Source organism: Streptomyces sp. NPDC090499 (assembly GCF_044769305.1).
Taxonomy (GTDB): Bacteria; Actinomycetota; Actinomycetes; order Streptomycetales; family Streptomycetaceae; genus Streptomyces.
In genome coordinates, this window is record NZ_JBIVXP010000009.1 from 115,910 (window position 1) to 132,265 (window position 16,356).

Annotated in this window: 17 protein-coding genes and 1 tRNA gene; 12 read left to right on the forward strand and 6 right to left on the reverse strand. The window is 70.7% G+C overall.

All coding sequences use genetic code 11. The features are described 5' to 3' along the window. Positions 1–18: 18 nt before the first annotated feature. Together pqqB and ACIQVL_RS30140 are read left to right on the forward strand one after the other, a co-directional pair. Positions 19–909: a pyrroloquinoline quinone biosynthesis protein PqqB gene (gene pqqB, locus ACIQVL_RS30135; protein ID WP_403436577.1), complete on the forward strand. Its 891-nt coding sequence runs from the start codon at positions 19–21 to the stop codon at positions 907–909. A gap of 143 nt (positions 910–1,052) precedes the next feature. Beyond that, a tRNA-Arg gene (locus ACIQVL_RS30140) sits at positions 1,053–1,138 on the forward strand. Positions 1,139–1,147: 9 nt separating this feature from the next. Here the strand turns inward: ACIQVL_RS30140 and ACIQVL_RS30145 are convergent. The 6 genes from ACIQVL_RS30145 to ACIQVL_RS30170 form a co-directional block, all read right to left on the reverse strand. Continuing rightward, positions 1,148–1,558 carry a MarR family winged helix-turn-helix transcriptional regulator gene (locus ACIQVL_RS30145; RefSeq protein WP_403436578.1) on the reverse strand — a complete coding sequence of 137 codons (411 nt, stop codon included), beginning with the start codon at positions 1,556–1,558 and terminating at the stop codon, positions 1,148–1,150. 70 nt (positions 1,559–1,628) lie between these two features. Further along, a complete protein-coding gene (locus ACIQVL_RS30150; protein ID WP_351492934.1) occupies positions 1,629–1,979 on the reverse strand; it encodes a VOC family protein in 351 nt (116 codons plus the stop codon). Between the two features lie 213 nt (positions 1,980–2,192). After that, the gene (locus ACIQVL_RS30155) at positions 2,193–3,227 is read right to left on the reverse strand and encodes a LacI family DNA-binding transcriptional regulator (protein WP_403476892.1); all 1,035 of its coding nucleotides are present in this window, start codon (positions 3,225–3,227) and stop codon (positions 2,193–2,195) included. Next, on the reverse strand, positions 3,224–4,129 hold the full coding sequence (locus ACIQVL_RS30160; RefSeq protein WP_403436583.1) for a carbohydrate ABC transporter permease: 906 nt from the start codon (positions 4,127–4,129) through the stop codon (positions 3,224–3,226). Before ACIQVL_RS30160 ends, ACIQVL_RS30155 begins: the two co-directional genes overlap by 4 nt. Continuing rightward, the gene (locus tag ACIQVL_RS30165; RefSeq protein WP_403436585.1) at positions 4,126–5,052 is read right to left on the reverse strand and encodes a carbohydrate ABC transporter permease; all 927 of its coding nucleotides are present in this window, start codon (positions 5,050–5,052) and stop codon (positions 4,126–4,128) included. Before ACIQVL_RS30165 ends, ACIQVL_RS30160 begins: the two co-directional genes overlap by 4 nt. After that, positions 5,049–6,365: an ABC transporter substrate-binding protein gene (locus ACIQVL_RS30170; RefSeq protein ID WP_403436589.1), complete on the reverse strand. Its 1,317-nt coding sequence runs from the start codon at positions 6,363–6,365 to the stop codon at positions 5,049–5,051. Before ACIQVL_RS30170 ends, ACIQVL_RS30165 begins: the two co-directional genes overlap by 4 nt. Positions 6,366–6,601: 236 nt before the next feature. On the opposite strand from ACIQVL_RS30170, the gene ACIQVL_RS30175 reads away from it, so the two are divergent. From ACIQVL_RS30175 to ACIQVL_RS30220, 10 genes are all read left to right on the forward strand, one after another. Then, positions 6,602–8,623 carry a beta-galactosidase gene (locus ACIQVL_RS30175; RefSeq protein WP_403476893.1) on the forward strand — a complete coding sequence of 674 codons (2,022 nt, stop codon included), beginning with the start codon at positions 6,602–6,604 and terminating at the stop codon, positions 8,621–8,623. Between the two features lie 184 nt (positions 8,624–8,807). Continuing rightward, positions 8,808–10,367 carry a glycosyl hydrolase 53 family protein gene (locus ACIQVL_RS30180; RefSeq protein WP_403477059.1) on the forward strand — a complete coding sequence of 520 codons (1,560 nt, stop codon included), beginning with the start codon at positions 8,808–8,810 and terminating at the stop codon, positions 10,365–10,367. Between the two features lie 205 nt (positions 10,368–10,572). After that, on the forward strand, positions 10,573–10,860 hold the full coding sequence (locus ACIQVL_RS30185; protein WP_403436593.1) for an ArsR family transcriptional regulator: 288 nt from the start codon (positions 10,573–10,575) through the stop codon (positions 10,858–10,860). A 29-nt stretch (positions 10,861–10,889) separates the two neighbouring features. Then, a complete protein-coding gene (locus ACIQVL_RS30190; protein ID WP_403436595.1) occupies positions 10,890–11,843 on the forward strand; it encodes an SMP-30/gluconolactonase/LRE family protein in 954 nt (317 codons plus the stop codon). A 69-nt stretch (positions 11,844–11,912) separates the two neighbouring features. After that, positions 11,913–12,362, forward strand: coding sequence for a fluoride efflux transporter CrcB (gene crcB, locus ACIQVL_RS30195; protein ID WP_403436596.1), 450 nt, complete (start codon positions 11,913–11,915; stop codon positions 12,360–12,362). Further along, a complete protein-coding gene (locus ACIQVL_RS30200) occupies positions 12,359–12,739 on the forward strand; it encodes a DUF190 domain-containing protein (protein WP_403436598.1) in 381 nt (126 codons plus the stop codon). The genes crcB (ACIQVL_RS30195) and ACIQVL_RS30200 overlap by 4 nt, the downstream gene beginning before the upstream one ends. Continuing rightward, positions 12,736–13,110, forward strand: coding sequence for a fluoride efflux transporter CrcB (gene crcB, locus ACIQVL_RS30205; RefSeq protein WP_403476894.1), 375 nt, complete (start codon positions 12,736–12,738; stop codon positions 13,108–13,110). The genes ACIQVL_RS30200 and crcB (ACIQVL_RS30205) overlap by 4 nt, the downstream gene beginning before the upstream one ends. Before the next feature lie 71 nt (positions 13,111–13,181). Beyond that, positions 13,182–14,018: an undecaprenyl-diphosphate phosphatase gene (locus ACIQVL_RS30210; protein ID WP_403436602.1), complete on the forward strand. Its 837-nt coding sequence runs from the start codon at positions 13,182–13,184 to the stop codon at positions 14,016–14,018. A gap of 183 nt (positions 14,019–14,201) precedes the next feature. Beyond that, positions 14,202–14,879, forward strand: coding sequence for a FadR/GntR family transcriptional regulator (locus tag ACIQVL_RS30215; RefSeq protein WP_403436709.1), 678 nt, complete (start codon positions 14,202–14,204; stop codon positions 14,877–14,879). Next, a complete protein-coding gene (locus ACIQVL_RS30220) occupies positions 14,876–16,315 on the forward strand; it encodes an amino acid permease (RefSeq protein WP_403436604.1) in 1,440 nt (479 codons plus the stop codon). Before ACIQVL_RS30215 ends, ACIQVL_RS30220 begins: the two co-directional genes overlap by 4 nt. The last annotated feature ends 41 nt before the right edge of the window (positions 16,316–16,356 follow it).

The following is a 16,356-nucleotide window of genomic DNA, read 5'->3' on the forward strand; positions in this document are numbered from 1 at the left end:
CGAGAGGGGCGGATCGTCGTGAGGGTCGTCCTGCTGGGCACCGCCGCCGGGGGCGGGTTCCCGCAGTGGAACTGCGCCTGCGCGCTGTGCGCCGCCGCCCGGGACGGCAAGCTGCCCTCCCGCACCCAGGAGTGCGTCGCGCTGACCGGCAACGGCCGGGACTGGTGGCTGCTCAACGCCTCCCCGGACATCCGCGCCCAGCTGACCGCCACGGCCGCGCTGTGGCCGGGACCGGGCCCCCGGGACACCCCGGTGCGCGGCGTGCTGCTCACCGACGCGGAGGCCGACCACGTCACCGGCCTGACCGTGCTGCGCGGCGCGCCGGACCTCAAGGTGTACGCGGCCCCGCCGGTACGGACGGTACTGACCCCGGCCCGCAGCGCCCTGGACCGCTACGCGCCCTGGGAGTGGGCCGACAGCCTCGCCGACGGCGGCTTCGTGCTGGCCGGCGGCCTGGTGGTCACCGCCCACCCGGTCGGCGCCAAGGTCCCGGCCTACGTCCCGGCCCCGCTCGCCGAGGCCGACGGCCGCTGGGTCACGGCGTACCGCGTGGAGGACCTGTCGACCGGGGGAGTGCTGCTCTACGCCCCGTGCGTCGGCGCCTGGAGCGACGTCCTGGACGACCTGTGCGCGGACGCCGACTGCGTGCTGCTGGACGGCACCTTCTTCACCGCCCGCGAGATGGGCACCACGGTCCGCTCGGGTCCCCGGCAGGCGGCGATGGGCCATCTCCCGGTCTCCGGTGCCCACGGCAGCCTCGCCGCCCTGGCCCGCCACCCCCGCACCCGCCGGATCTACACCCACCTCAACAACACCAACCCGCTGCTCGACCCGTCCTCCAGGGCCCGCGCCCAGGTGGCCGCGGAGGGCGTCGAGGTCCTCCCGGACGGCATCGAGTTCGCGCTCTGAGCGGGCGGGCAGCGCCCCTTCGGGGGGCGCCGCGGACCGACCGGCCCACCGCGGCGGTCTCGGCGGAGCGCCCCGCGTCGCGCGGGGCGACGTAATGCGCTCTGCCGGGTGTGCGGGCCGCCGCCAGGCTGTGGCCTGCCGCCGCGGGCAAAGGCGTGCTGGGAAAGCCGCTTCCATCTCCGAGATGGTGACCGCGAGGTCTGAGCCGGTTCGAGTCCGGTAGCCCGCGGCGGCTCGCCTACGTACCGCTCGGGCCCTCCGCCCCTTCGAGCATCCGCCCCAGCACCGCCCGCTGCAGCGGCCGTACCTCGGTGTGCAGGGCGCGGCCCTTCGCGGTGAGCGCGACCCAGACGCCGCGCCGGTCCTCGACGCAGACCGAACGCTCCACCAGGCCGTCCTTCTCCAGCCGTCCGATCAGCCGGGAGAGTGCGCTCTGGCTCAGGTGAACCCGGCCCACCAGGTTCTGCACCCGGCAGTGGTCACCCTCGGCCGGCGTCTCGGCGGCGAGCAGGTCGAGCACCTCGAAGTCGCTCGCGCCCAGCCCGTGCGGATGCAGTACCCGGTCGATCTCGCACATGGTGCGCGCGTGCACCGACAGGATGTCCCGCCACTGTTCCTCGAGCCGGGCCTCGGCCGTCTTCACTGCCATACCCGCACCGTAACACCGATCAAGCCGATTGTTGAGTGCGCAACTAGTGCGGGTGCAAGCAGTCGACGGCTCAGGCAACCGGGTCCTGGAGCAGCCCCACCATGTTGCCGTCGGCGTCCTTCACCGAGGCGACCAGCCGCCCGTTGCCGACGTCCCGCGCGTCCTGGACCAGCTCGGCACCCGCGGCCAGCAGTGCCGCGAGCCGTTCCCGCAGATCGGTGACGTGCCAGAACGGCGTCGGCCCGGTCAGGCCCTGCGCGTGCCCGTTCGGGTCGAGGCCGACGTCCTGCCCGGCGGCCTTGAACCCGATGTAGTACGGCTCGTCGGCATACGGCTCGACGCCCAGCAGCGCGCCGAACAGTGCCTTGGCCCGCGCCGCGTCCTTGACGGGGTAGATGATCGTCTGCACGCCTTCGCTCATGGCGCTCTCACTCCTTGCGACAGGGGAACCGGCGCTTTTCGGCCGGTGATCCCACGCTAGGACGCAGGAGCCCACCCCGGCTTCTCCGATCCTGACCGCTTGCGGCTCTCGCCGAAAGCGCCGTCGTGGCCGGTCGCGCCGTTCCTCCCCCGGCGCCCCTTCGGGGGCGCCGCGGACGACCGACGGCACGGTGCGGCTCTGCCGGCGGAGCGGTCACGTCGACTCGCGTCGCACCAGCTCCGTCGGCAGGATCACCGCCGCCGGGTCCTCGCCGCCTATCTGGGCGAGCAGCACCCGGACCATCTCGTTGCTGATCCGGTCCCAGGGCTGCCGGATGGTGGTGAGCCGCGGGGTCGCCGCGGTGGCCGCCGGGGAGTCGTCGAACCCGCCGACAGCGATGTCATCCGGCACCTGCCGGCCGGCCCGCTGCAGCACCGCCAGCACGCCCTGCGCCATCAGGTCGGAGGCCACGAACACGGCGTCCAGGTCCGGCGCCTGCGCGAGCAGCCGCTCTGCCCCCGCCTCACCGCTCGCCCTGCTGTAGTCCCCGGACACGACGAGCGCCTCGTCGATCGCGATGCCCGCCTCGGCGAGGACCTCCTGGTACCCGGCGAGCCGCTCCACCCCGCCCGGGGTGTCCAGCGGTCCGGTGATCATGCCGATCCGGCGGCGCCCCACGTCCAGCAGGTGCCGGACCATGTCCCGGGCGCCGTCGCGGTCGTCGGCGGCCACGTAGCTCACCTTCGAGCCGAGCCCGATCGGCTTGCCGCAGGCCACCAGCGGCACGCCCGCCTCGCGCAGTTCCTCGGCGACCGGGTCACCGGAGTGACTCGACACCAGCAGCACCCCGTCGACGTGTCCCGCGGTGATGTACCGGGTGATCCGCCGCCGCTCGTCCTTCGTGCCCGCCAGCATCAGCAGCACCGGGATGTCGTGGCCGGCCAGCGCCTGGGTGCAACCGCTCAGCAGGACGTTGAAGTTGGGGTCCTCGAAGAACCGCTCCTGCGGCTCGGTCAGCAGGAAGCCGACCGAGTCCGAACGCCCGGTGATCAGCGAGCGGGCGTGCCGGTTCACGACGTATCCCGTCCTGCGGATGGCGTCGTTGACCGCCTCCGCGGCGGCGGGGCTGACGTAGTGCCCGCCGTTGAGCACCCGCGAGACGGTGCCCCGTGAGACACCGGCCTCGCGTGCCACGTCATGGATCGTCGGCGGTTTGCGCCGGCCCCCCGTACCACTGCTCATGGTCATGACTTTACGGCTCCGGACAGCAGGTCAAGGCTCCAGAAGCGCTGGACGACCAGGAAGAGCGCGATCAGCGGCAGCACGGCCAGGAACGCGCCGGTGATCACCAGGGTGTACAGGGCCGGCGTGTTGGCACCCTGTTCGAGGAGCGTGTACAGACCCAGCGTGAGCGGGAACCGCTCGTCGTCGCTGAGCATGATGTACGGCAGCAGGAAGTTGTTCCAGACGGCCACGAACTGGAACAGGAACACCGTGACCATGCCCGGGACCATCATCGGCAGCGCGATCCGGGTGAAGATCCGCCACTCGCTCGCCCCGTCCATCCGCCCGGCCTCCACCACGTCGGAGGGCACGGCCGCGGCCGCGTAGATCCGCGAGAGGTAGACGCCGTACGGGGAGAGGATCTGCGGCAGCAGCACGGACAGGTAGGAGTCCGTGAGGTTCGCCTTGGCGAGCAGCAGGTACTGCGGGATGGCGAGGATGACCGGGGGCATCAGCACGCCGGCGAGCAGCACGTTGAAGACCGTCTCGCGGCCGCGGAAGCGGTAGGTGGCGAGCGCGTAGCCGCTGAACGCGGACACGGCCGTCGAGAGCAGGGCGCCCAGACCGGCGTAGAGGGCGGAGTTGCCCATCCAGTGCCAGTAGATGCCCTCGCGGTACGCGTTGAGGTCCCTGAGGTTGTCCAGGAAACCGGTGCCGGGCAGGAAGGTGAACGTGGAGAACAGCTCGCTGCCGGACTTGGTGGAGGCGATCACCACCCAGGCCACCGGCAGCAGCGTGTAGATCGCGCCCAGGAGCAGGACGGCCGTGGGGACCAGGGCCATGCGGCGGCGCAGCGGCGGCCCCTGGGCGGTGCCGGGCGTCGTGCCGGCGGCGGGGGCGGCCTTGCGGACGGCAAGGGAACTCATGCCGGTGCCTCCTGCTTGTTGCGGCGGTTCGCGGCCCGCAGGAAGCCGAAGGACAGCACCAGCGTGGCGAGGGCGATGAGCGTCGCCTCGGCCGCCGCCGAGTAGATGTCCCCCTTGCGGAAGGCGTCCTCGTACACCTTCATCAGCGGGCTCCAGGTCGTGTTGACCGAGTTGGTGAGGGGCTTGAGGGTGGTCGGCTCGTTGAAGACCTGGAGCGTCGCGATGATCGAGAAGAAGAAGGTCAGCACCAGCGAGGGCGCCACCATCGGGATCTTGATCCGCAGGGCGGTCTGCAGCGGCGTGGCGCCGTCCAGCTTCGCCGCCTCGTGGACCTCGGCCGGGATGGCCCGGAGCGAGGTGTAGATGACGATCATGTTGAAGCCGGTGCCGCCCCAGACCGCGATGTTGGACAGGGCCAGGTACAGCGGCCCGCCGTCCAGCAGGTTCGGCTGCGGCAGGTGCAGCTTGTCGAGCACGTAGTAGAAGGGGCTGACGTCCGGCAGGTACAGGAAGCCCCACAGCAGCGCGGCGACCACGCCGGGGATGGCGTACGGCAGGAAGATCGCGAGCCGGGTGAACGGGGCGAGCCGGACCCGCTCGGAGTCGAGCATCAGGGCGAACAGGAGGGCGAGGCCCAGCATCACCGGGACGACGATGCAGCCGTAGCCGAGGACGCGCAGCGCACCGTCGTAGAACTCGTTGTCGGTGAGGGCGTCCCGGTAGTTCTCCAGGCCGGCCCAGACCTCGCTGCGGGCGCCGGCGCCCAGGCCGAGCCCGGTGACGTGCACCTTGCGGAAGCTGAGCCAGACCGCGTACCCGATGGGCAGCGCGAAGAACAGCGCGAAGAGGAGCGTGGCGGGAAGGAGGAAGGCGTACGGGGCCCCCTTGACCCCGTACGACCTCCGGCTGGTGGGGCTGGTCACTGAGAGACCTCGAAGCCCTGCTTCTTCATGTCGGCGACCGTGTCGTCCTGCATCTTCTGCAGGGCGGCGGTGAAGTCCGACTTGTTCTTCGCGGCGGCGCCGAACGCGTCGTTGAAGGACGTGTAGGCGACGTTCACGTTCGGGCCCCAGGCGGAGGGTGCCGTGGTCTTCGCGATCTCGGCGGCCTTGGTGTAGAAGTCCGGCTGGTTCGAGAAGTAGTCCGGCGGGGTGGCGAAGGCGCCGCTGGTCTGGGCGTTCGTGGCGGCCGGGTAGATGCCGCTCTCCTTGGCCAGCGCGTTGAGCGCCTCGCCGTCGGTGTTCAGCCAGGCCGCGAACTTGGCGGCGGCCGCCTGGTGCTTGGAGTCGGTGGTGACGGCGGTGGAGGAGCCGCCCCAGCTGCCGGTCACGTTCCCGGACGCGGACCACTGGGGGAGCGGGGCCATCGCCCACTTGCCCTTGGTGTCGGGCGCGGCCGTGGTCAGCGTGCCCGGCGCCCACACCGCGGAGACCCAGGCGATCTGCTTGCCGGTGTCCAGCGCCTTGTTCCAGGCCGGCGTGTACATCGGCTGGTTGTCGATGACACCCTCCTTGACCAGGCCGCCCCAGAACGAGGCGACCTTCTGGGTGGCCGCGTCGTCGATGGCGACCTTCCACTTGTCGCCGGAGGTGGTCCACCACTTGGCGCCGGCCTGCTGGGCGAGGCCCGCGAAGAGGCCGGAGTCGTTGGCGGAGAACGTGGTCAGGTCGAGGCCGGGTGCCTTCTTCTTCAGCTGACGGGCGTCCTGGGCGAACTCGTCCCAGGTGGTGGGCACCTTGAGGCCGTACTTCTTGAAGAGGTCCGCGCGGTAGTAGAACATCATCGGGCCGATGTCCTGCGGCACCGCGTACACCGCGTCCGTGCCCAGCGTGACCTGCTGCCAGACCCCGTCGGCGAACCCGGACTTGGCGTCGCCGACGCTCTTCGATATGTCGGCGACCGCGTCGTTGCTGACCAGCGTCGGCAGCGCCTGGTACTCGGCCTGCACCAGGTCGGGCCCGTTCTTCGCCTTGTGCGCGGTGAGGATCTTGGTGACCAGCGTGTCGCCGGACGCCTGCTTCTTCACCGTGACGGTGATCTGCTCCTTCTTGCCCTCGCCCTTGTTCCACAGGTCCACGACCTTGTCCATACCGGGCGCCCAGGCCCAGTACGTCAGCGAGACCGGACCGGAGTCGGCCTTGCTGTCGTCGGACGAGCCGCAGGCGGCGAGGGCGGTGGCGCCGAGCGAAACGGCGACGGCGGTTGTCACGAGGCGGCGGCGCTTCGTGTGCGGCATGGATCTCTCCCCTGACCTGGGCCCCCGCCCTCGCGGGGACCTGCCATGCAGATGTGTGAGCGTTCTCAGACCCGGATCATCGTCCGTGCCGAGTCCGTGTCATGCTCTGTGAGCGTTCACAGTAGAGAAACATCCCGGACACTTGTCAATGGTTGTTGCTGTGCGGTTATGTTGGGCCGACGCCACGATCGATGTGTGTGAACGTTCCCAAATGATCGATTAAACGGGAGAGATCCATGCCGGACACCACCCCCAGGGGCCTGACCAGGCTCGCCTTCGGCGGGGACTACAACCCCGAGCAGTGGCCGGAAAGCGTCTGGCACGAGGACGTCCGGCTGATGCGCGAGGCCGGGGTCACGATGGTGAGCGTCGGGATCTTCTCCTGGGCCCTGCTGGAGCCCGCGCCGGGGGAGTACGACTTCGGCTGGCTCGACCGGGTCCTCGACCTGCTCCACGAGAACGGCATCCGCGTCGACCTGGGCACCCCCACCGTCGCACCGCCCGCCTGGTTCTACCGCGCCCACCCCGAGGCCCTTCCCGTCACCGCGGAGGGCGTGCGCCACGAGTTCGGCTCCCGAGGCGCCATCTGCCACTCCAACGCCGACTACCGCGCGGCGGCGGCGAACATCACCACGCGCCTCGCGGAGCGCTACGGCGAGCACCCGGCCCTCGCGCTGTGGCACGTCCACAACGAGTACGGCGTCCCCGTCTCGGCCTGCTACTGCGACTCCTGCGCCGTCCACTTCCGCCGCTGGCTCGGCGGCGCCCACGGCACCGTCGAGGCCGTCAACGAGGCCTGGGGCACGGCCTTCTGGGGCCAGCACTACACCGACCTGGCGCAGATCAACCCGCCGCGCGCCACCCCGACCGTCGGCAACCCGGGCCAGGCCCTGGACTACCGGCGGTTCACCGACGCCACCATCCGCGAGAACTTCCGCGCCGAGCGGGACATCCTGCACCGCATCTCGCCCGGCGTCCCGGTGACCACCAACTTCATGACCGCCCTCAGCCAGTGCGACTCCATCGACTACTGGGCCTGGGGACGCGAGGTCGACCTGGTCACCAACGACCACTACCTGATCACCGACGGCCGCCGTACCCACGTCAACCTGGCGATGGCCGCCGACCTCACCCGCTCGGTCGCCGGTGGCGCTCCCTGGCTGCTCCTGGAACACTCCACCTCGGGTGTCAACTGGCAGCCGCGTAATCCGGCCAAGGCGCCCGGCCAGATGGCCCGCAACTCCCTCGCACACGTGGCCCGCGGCTCCGAGGGCGCCATGTTCTTCCAGTGGCGGCAGTCCCGGCGCGGCGCCGAGAAGTTCCACTCCGCGATGCTCCCGCACGGCGGCACCGGGACCCGCGTCTGGCGCGAGGTCGTCGAACTCGGCGCCTCCCTCGACTCGTTGAGCCAGATCCGGGGCACCCGCACCCGGGCCGACGTCGCCGTCCTGTGGGACTGGCAGTCCTGGTGGGCGCAGAACCTCCAGTGGCGCCCCAGCGAGGACCACGACCCGCGCGAACGCGCCGACGCCTTCTACGAGGCCCTCTACGACCGCCACCTCACCGTCGACTTCGCCCACCCCGAAAGCGACTTGTCGGCCTATCCCCTTGTCGTCGTACCGGCCCTGTACCTGATGACCGAGGCGGCCGGGAACAACCTCCGCGAGTACGTCGAGAACGGCGGCACGCTCGTCGTCTCGTACTTCTCCGGGATCGTCGACGAGCACGACGCGGTGCACGAGGGCGCCTACCCGGGCCCCCTGCGCGAGACCCTCGGCCTCACGATCGAGGAGTTCTCCCCCCTCCTGGAGGACCAGCGGGTGCGGCTGACCGGCCCGGACGGCTCCGAGCTGACCGGCGACGTGTGGACCGAGTTCGTCGTCCCGGGCGCCGCCGAGACCGTCTGGACGTACGCCGACGGCCTCACCGCCGGCCGGCCTGCCGTCACCCGTCACCAGCTGGGGGAGGGCACCGCCTGGTACGTGTCGACGCGCCTGGACGCGCACGGCCTCGACGCCCTGCTCGGCTGGGCCGCCGAGGACGCCCGGATCGCACCCCGCGCCGAACTGCCCCGCGACGTCGAGGTGGTCCGCCGCACCGGCGAGTCCGGGAGCTTTCTCTTCGCGGTCAACCACACCGCCACCGACGCCAAGGTGCCCCTGGAGGCGCACGGCACCGAACTGCTGACGGGCGAACGCGCCGCGGGCCGGCTCGCGGTCCCCGCGGGCACCGTCCGGGTCGTACGACTCGACGGCTGAACCGGGGCGCGGGTCCAGGGGCCGCCGCGCCCGCGCCCACCGAGACTCCCCTCCGTCCGCGAGTGCCACGAGAGCCGCGGGCGGAGGGGCACTCCTCCGGCCGCCGGAGTCCGGCCGTACCGGAGTCCGGCCGGACCGGAGGACATCCCCACCGCCAGTCACGTCGAAGGGACGACGGACGATGATGTTCCATCCCAGACGCACGCTCAGAGCCCTGCTGCTGCCGCTCCTGGCCGGGCTCGCCCTCACCGCCCTCCCCGCGCAGACCGCCCAGGCGGCGAGCACGCTCACCAACGGCGGCTTCGAATCGGACGGTGCGGGCGTGGCCACGCCCACCGGCTGGTCGGAGTACGGCGACACGGGCGCCTCGTACACCGAGTCCGGCGGCCACGGCGGCAGTTACCGCCTGAGCCACTACTCGGCCTCCGCCTACAAGGTGGAGACCTACCAGTACCTGTCGGGTCTGACCAACGGGAACTACACGCTCACCGCCTGGGTCCGCTCCAGCGGCGGGCAGAACTCCGCCTACATATCGCTGAAGAACTGCGGGAGTTCGGAGCAGCGGACCGACCTGCCGGTCTCCACCAGCAGCTGGGTGCGGATCGTCACCTCGGTCGCGGTCACCGGCAACCAGTGCACGATCAGCGTCTACTCGGACGCCAACGCGGGAAACTGGATCAACGTCGACGACCTGACCTTCGCCTCCGGGTCGACAGGCCTGTCGGTCAAGGGTGCTGACATCTCGTCACTGGCCAAGAGCGAGGCCAAGGGCGGCGTCTACAAGACCAGTTCCGGTACCACCGGGGACGCGGTCACCATCCTCAAGAACGCCGGGATGAACTACGCGCGACTGAAGGTCTGGGTCAACCCGGCCGACGGCTACAACGACAAGGCCCATGTGCTGGCCATGGCCAAGCGGATCAAGGCCGCCGGCATGAAGCTGCTGGTCGACTTCCACTACTCGGACACCTGGGCCGACCCGGGCAAGCAGACCAAGCCCGCCGCCTGGGCCAACGACTCCTACAGCCGGCTGAAGACCGACGTGTACAACCACACGTACGACGTCCTGGGCGCGCTGAAGGCCCAGGGCACCACCGCCGACATGGTCCAGATCGGCAACGAGATCAACGGCGGCATGCTCTGGTCCGAGGGCTCCACCGACAACTGGTCCCAGCTCGCCGGCCTGATCAACTCCGGCTACAGCGCGGCGAAGGCCGTCTCCTCCACCACCCAGGTCGCCCTGCACCTGGCCAACGCGGGCGACGACGCCACGGTCCGCTGGTGGTTCGACAACGCCAGGACCTACGGCATCAACTACGACGTGATCGGGCTGTCGTACTACGGCTACTGGCACGGCTCCCTGGCCGCCGCCCAGACCACCCTGGACGACGTGGCCTCCCGCTACTCCAAGCCTGTCTTCGTCGCCGAGACCGCCTACCCGTTCACCCTCGCCCAGGACGACTCGCTGGAGAACCAGATCGACACCAGCAGCGAACTGGTCACCGGCTACCCGGCCACCGCGGCCGGCCAGCTGGCCTGGATGAACGCGGTCGCGAGCATCGTCGAGGCGGTCCCGAACGGCCGCGGCCTCGGCGTCTTCTACTGGGAGGCGACCTGGACCGCCGTCACCGGCAACGGCTGGGACCCGACCGACGCCACGTCCGGCAACGGCTGGGAGAACCAGGCCCTGTTCGGCTACGACGACAAGGCGCTGTCCTCCATGGCGTGGTTCAGCCACCGCTGAACCACCACTGACGGGGGCCCGGCCGTAAGGGGACGGCCGGGCCCCTCCGCCTTGTCCGGTCCGGGGCGGGGCAAGCCCACGACCGGCCGAACTCGTACGGCCGTTCGATCTCGGACATCGCGCTCCGACTCCCGCACGTGGGGGCTTCGGCTGCGCGACAGTGGGAACAGACACTGCGAGGAGGCAGGGGACGGAGGCCGGTGGGATGCTGAGGAACGCCACGAGCGCAAGCCGCCTGGAGATTCTGGACTGGCTCAAGGATCCGGCGGCCCACTTCCCGCCCCAGCGCCACGCCGACCTCGCCGAGGACGGCGTCACCGTCCGGGCCGTCGCCGCCAAGCTCGGGGTCTCCCGCAAGGTCGCCGGCACCCATCTGGGCCTGCTGGCCGGTCTCGGCCTGCTCCGCACCAAGCGCATCCGGCACCGGGTCTACTACCGGCGCGACGAGATCCGGATCGCCGAAGTGGCCCGGATGTTCGAGAAGGGCTGGTGAGAGCGGTTACTCCTGCCACCATGGGTCTCATGGACCGACCCACGCGCCTCGTCCCCCTCCACTACGTCGCCGTCGGCGGCCGGGGCCCGGAGGACGTGGTGACGGATGCCGACGGCCGGGTTCTGACGGGCGTCGAGGACGGCCGCATCCTGAGCCTGGACGGACTCGGCGACCCGGACACCGCCCGGGTCCGGACGCTGGCCAGGACCGGCGGCCGCCCGCTCGGGCTCGACCTCCTCCCCGACGGCGACCTGCTGGTCTGCGACGCGGAGCGCGGCCTGCTGCGCGTCGGGCTCGCCGACGGCACCGTCCGCGTCCTCGCCGACACGGTCGAGGGGGAGCCGCTGCGCTTCGCGAGCAACGTGGTCGCCCTGCCCGACGGCACCGTGTACTTCACCGCCTCCAGTCGCCGCTTCCCCCTCGGCCAGTGGATCGGCGACATCGTCGAGCACAGCGGCACCGGCCGCCTGCTGCGCCTCGCACCCGGGGCGCGCACGGCCGAAGTGGCCTGGGAGGGCTTCCAGTTCGCCAACGGGCTGACCGTGAGCGGCGACGGCACCTTCCTGATCGTCGCCGAGACCGGCGGCTACCGCCTCACCCGCTACTGGCTCACCGGCCCGCGCACCGGCCGTGCCGAGTTCTTCGCCGAGCTGCCCGGCATGCCCGACAACATCTGGCGTGACGGCGACCTCGTCTGGGTCGCCCTGGCCGGCCCGCGCAACCCCCCGCTCGACGTCTTCCACCACAGCCCCCTCGCCGTCCGCCGTGCGGCCGCCCGTGCCGCCGTGCACGCCCCCTACCGCCCGGTGGGCACCATCGCCGTCCTCGCCCTCGACGACCACGGCCGGGTCGTCCACCACCTCGCCCGCCGCAATTCCGGCTTCCGGATGGTCACCAGCGTCTGCCGGACCGGCCGCCACCTCGTCCTCGGCAGCGTCTGGGAGCCCGGTGTCGCGGTCTGCGCGGCCCCCACCGCGAAGTGACCGCCGGGTACGCCCGGCGGTACCCTGAGGCACCCGTCAGGGGCGGTGCCGAACAGGAGACGTACGACCATGACAGCCCCGGAGGCCGAGAGCCTCCGAGTCCAGCCGAGCCCCGAGTGGCGTGCCCAGGCCCCGGTCGTCGCGGTGGTCGCCGCCGGCGGCGCGCTCGGCGCCGTGGCCCGCTACGGCCTCGCCCTGGCCCTGCCCACGGCCGCCGGGGGATTCCCCTGGGCGACCTTCTGGACGAACGTCATCGGCTGCGCGGTGATCGGTGCCTTCCTCGTGCTGGTCACCGAGGGACTCCCCGCGCACCGTCTCGTCCGCCCCTTCTTCGGCACCGGCGTCCTCGGCGGCTTCACCACCTTCTCCACGTACGCCGTCGACATCCAGAAACTGGTCGACCACGGTCACCCCGCCACCGGCCTCGGCTACCTCGCCGCGACCCTGTGCGCGGCCCTCGCGGCGGTGTGGTGTGCGGCCACCGTGACCCGCCGTGTCCTCACCAGGAGGCAGAGATGACGAGACTGACCGGCCGCGCCCTGCGCCTGACCGTCTACATCGGCGAGGACGACATCTGGCACCACAAGCCCCTCTACACGGAGATCGTGCACCGCGCCCACGCGGCCGGGCTCGCGGGTGCCAGCGTCTTCCGGGGGATCGAGGGCTTCGGCGCCTGGTCCCGCATCCACACCTCCCGGCTGCTGTCGCTGAGCGAGGACCTGCCGGTGGCGGTCGTCGCCGTGGACACGGAGGAGCGGATCCGGGCGTTCCTGCCGCAGCTCGACGAACTGGTGACCGAGGGGCTCGTGACCCTGGACGACTGCGAGGTCATCCGGTATGCCGGGCGGTCCGAAGAACGCGGCGAACCGGACGTGAAGGGTAAGAACTCGTTGTGAACTGGCTGTTGGTGGTCCTCGGCGCCATGGTCGGTGCTCCACTCCGTTACCTCACCGACCGCGCCGTCCAGGCCCGGCACGACTCCGTCTTCCCCTGGGGCACCTTCGTGGTGAACGTCACCGGCTGCCTGATTCTGGGCCTGCTGACCGGCGCGGCCACGGCGGGCGCCGCGAGTCCGCACCTCCAGCTGCTGGTGGGCACCGGGCTGTGCGGGGCGCTGACGACGTACTCGACGTTCTCCTACGAGACCCTCCGGCTGACCGAGACCGGCGCCGGGCTCTACGCTGCCGCCAACGTCGTCGCGAGCCTCGTGGCGGGGCTCGGGGCGGCCTTCGCCGGGGTGGCGATCGCCCGAGCCGTCTGGGCCTAGGACTTGCTTCTCACCCGCCCCTGTAAGACTGTCTACAGCACTGTCGACCAAACTCTGCAGAACTGGATCCCATGAGCGCCATCTCTGTCGGCCAGGCCGCCATCCTCGGGGTAGTCGAGGGGGTGACCGAGTTCCTCCCGGTGTCCTCCACCGGCCACCTCAAGATCACCGAGGGGCTCATGAACATCCCCGTCGACGACCAGTCCGTCGTCGGGTTCTCCGCCGTCATCCAGGTCGGCGCCATCGCCGCCGTACTGGTGTACTTCTTCAAGGACATCAAGCGGATCGTCTCCGCCTGGGGCCGGGGGCTGGCCAACAAGAACGAGCGCTACCACCACGACTACAAGTTCGCCTGGTGGGTCATCTACGCGACCATCCCGATCGTGCTGGTGGGTCTCGCCGCCAAGCCGCTGATCGACGGCCCGCTCGCCTCCCTCTGGGTGGTGGCCGGCTCGCTGATCGTGGGCTCCGGTGTGATGTGGTGCGCGGACCAGATGGGCCGCCACAAGCGCGGTGAGGACGACACCTCCTTCAAGGACGCGATGCTGGTCGGCTGCTCGCAGATCCTCGCCCTGCTCTTCCCCGGCTTCTCCCGCTCCGGTGCCACCATGTCCACCGCGCTCATCCTGGACCTGGACCGGGTCGCCGCCACCCGCCTCTCCTTCTTCCTCGGCATCCCGGCCCTGACCGGCGCCGGCCTCTACGAGCTCAAGGACGCCCTCGGCGCGGGCGTGGGCGCCGCCCCGCTGGCGGTCGGCACGATCGTCTCCTTCGTGGTCGCCTACGCCTCCATCGCCTGGCTCCTGAAGTTCGTCGCCAAGCACTCCTTCAACGCCTTCGTGATCTACCGGATCGTGATCGGCCTGGCGGTCTTCGGCCTCCTCGCCACGGGCACCATCAACGCCTGACCGGCCGCCGTCCCACGCCTCACCGCTCCGCCACGGGGTGCGACGCCTGCATTCAGGCGTCGCACCCCGTGAATGTTTCCTTTCGCGACACCTTGACAGCCTCGGCCCGCAACCCGGAACATCTCACCCGTGAACCTGTCAGACAGCCCGACAGCCGGACAGCCCCCGCGCCGCGTGAGCGCCATGGAGGCGGTGCTGGCGCACCTGCGCGGCGCCATCGAGCGCGGCGAGTACGCCGTGGGCGACAAGCTCCCCTCCGAGGCGGAGCTCTGCCGCACCCTGGAGATCAGCAGGCCCGTCCTGCGCGAGGCCCTGCGGGCCCTGCAGACCATGGGCCTGACCGTCTCCAAGACCGGCAAGGGCACCTTCGTGGTCGCCAGCGCCGTCGAGGACCCCACCTTCGGCGACTACGCGGCCAGCGACCTGCTGGAGGTCCGCCGGCACATCGAGATCCCGGTCGCCGGCTACGCGGCGCTGCGCCGCACCCCGGAGAACCTGGACCACCTGGCCCACCTCCTCGACCGCATGGAGCGGGAGACGGACACCACCGCATGGGTCGCGATGGACACCCTCTTCCACCTCGCCGTGGCCGAGGCCGCCCAGAACCCGGTGTTCCGCCGGGTCATCGAGGAGATCCGGGACGCACTGGCGCGTCAGTCGGCCTTCCTCAACGAGCTGGGCGGCCGCCGGGAGCAGTCCAACCGGGAGCACCGGGCCATCGTCGAGGCCCTGGTCGACGGTTCCGAACCCGACGCGGTGGACGCCATGAGCCACCACCTCGACCGCGTCGAGACCACCCTCACCCACATCGTGCGCCCCGCGCGCACGGACCAGCACCAGGAAGGCGGAACCGAGGCGTGAGCGAACAGCACCTCAAAGACGAGACGCGCCCCTCGTCCCGTCACGTCGACGCCGGGGACCACGGCTACAGCAAGTCGCTGAAGCACCGGCACGTCAACATGATCGCCATCGGCGGCGCCATCGGCACCGGCCTCTTCCTCGGCGCCGGCGGCCGCCTCGCCGACGCCGGCCCCTCCCTCTTCGTCGCCTACGCGGTCTGCGGCATTTTCGCGTTCCTCGTCGTGCGCGCCCTCGGCGAACTCGTCCTGTACCGCCCGTCCTCCGGTGCCTTCGTCTCCTACGCCCGGGAGTTCCTGGGCGAGAAGGGCGCCTACACCGCGGGCTGGATGTACTTCCTGAACTGGGCGACCACCGGCATCGCCGACATCACCGCGGTCGCCACCTACACCCACTACTGGGGCATGTTCTCCGACATCCCGCAGTGGGTGATCGCGCTCATAGCCCTGGCGGTCGTCCTGACCGTGAACCTGATCTCGGTCAAGGTATTCGGCGAACTGGAGTTCTGGTTCGCGATCGTCAAGGTCAGCGCCCTGGTGATCTTCATGGTCATCGGCATCTTCCTGCTGGTCACCCAGCACCCCGTCGACGGCGCGACCCCCGGCCCGTCCCTGATCACCGACAACGGCGGCGTCTTCCCGAACGGCCTGCTGCCGATGCTGCTGATCATCCAGGGCGTGGTCTTCGCCTACGCCTCGGTCGAGCTGGTCGGTGTCGCCGCGGGCGAGACCGAGAACCCCGAGAAGATCATGCCGAAGGCGATCAACTCGATCATGTGGCGCGTGGGCATCTTCTACGTCGGCTCCGTCGTCCTCCTCTCGATGCTGCTGCCCTGGAACAGGTACACGGCCGGACAGAGCCCCTTCGTCACCGTGCTCTCCCACATCGGCGTCCCGGCCGCCGGCGGCGTGATGAACCTCGTCGTCCTCACCGCGGCGATGTCCTCGCTCAACTCCGGCCTCTACTCCACCGGCCGCATCCTGCGCTCCATGGCCGTCAACGGCTCCGCCCCGAAGTTCACCGCGAGGATGAGCCGCAGCCAGGTCCCGTACGGCGGCATCCTGCTCACCAGCGGTATCTGTGTCCTCGGCGTCGGCCTCAACTTCGTGGTCCCCGCCGACGCGTTCGAGATCGTCCTGAACTTCGCGGCGATCGGCATCCTCGCCACCTGGGGCATGATCATGCTCTGTCACCTGCTGTTCTGGCGGAAGACCCGGAACGGCGAACTCACCCGCCCCGGCTACCGACTGCCGGGCTCCCCCTGGACCGAGATCGTGACGCTGGCGTTCCTCGCCTCCGTCCTGGTCCTCATGTACGCCGACGGCGGCGCCGGACGCACCACCGTGCTGTGCCTGCCGCTGATCGTCGCCGCGCTGGTCGCCGGCTGGTACGCCATCCGCGGCCGCCTCGCGCGCCCGTCCACCGGAACCGACGCGTGACCCGCGAACCGGTCCGTCCCACCTCACCCGAGACCAGGCAG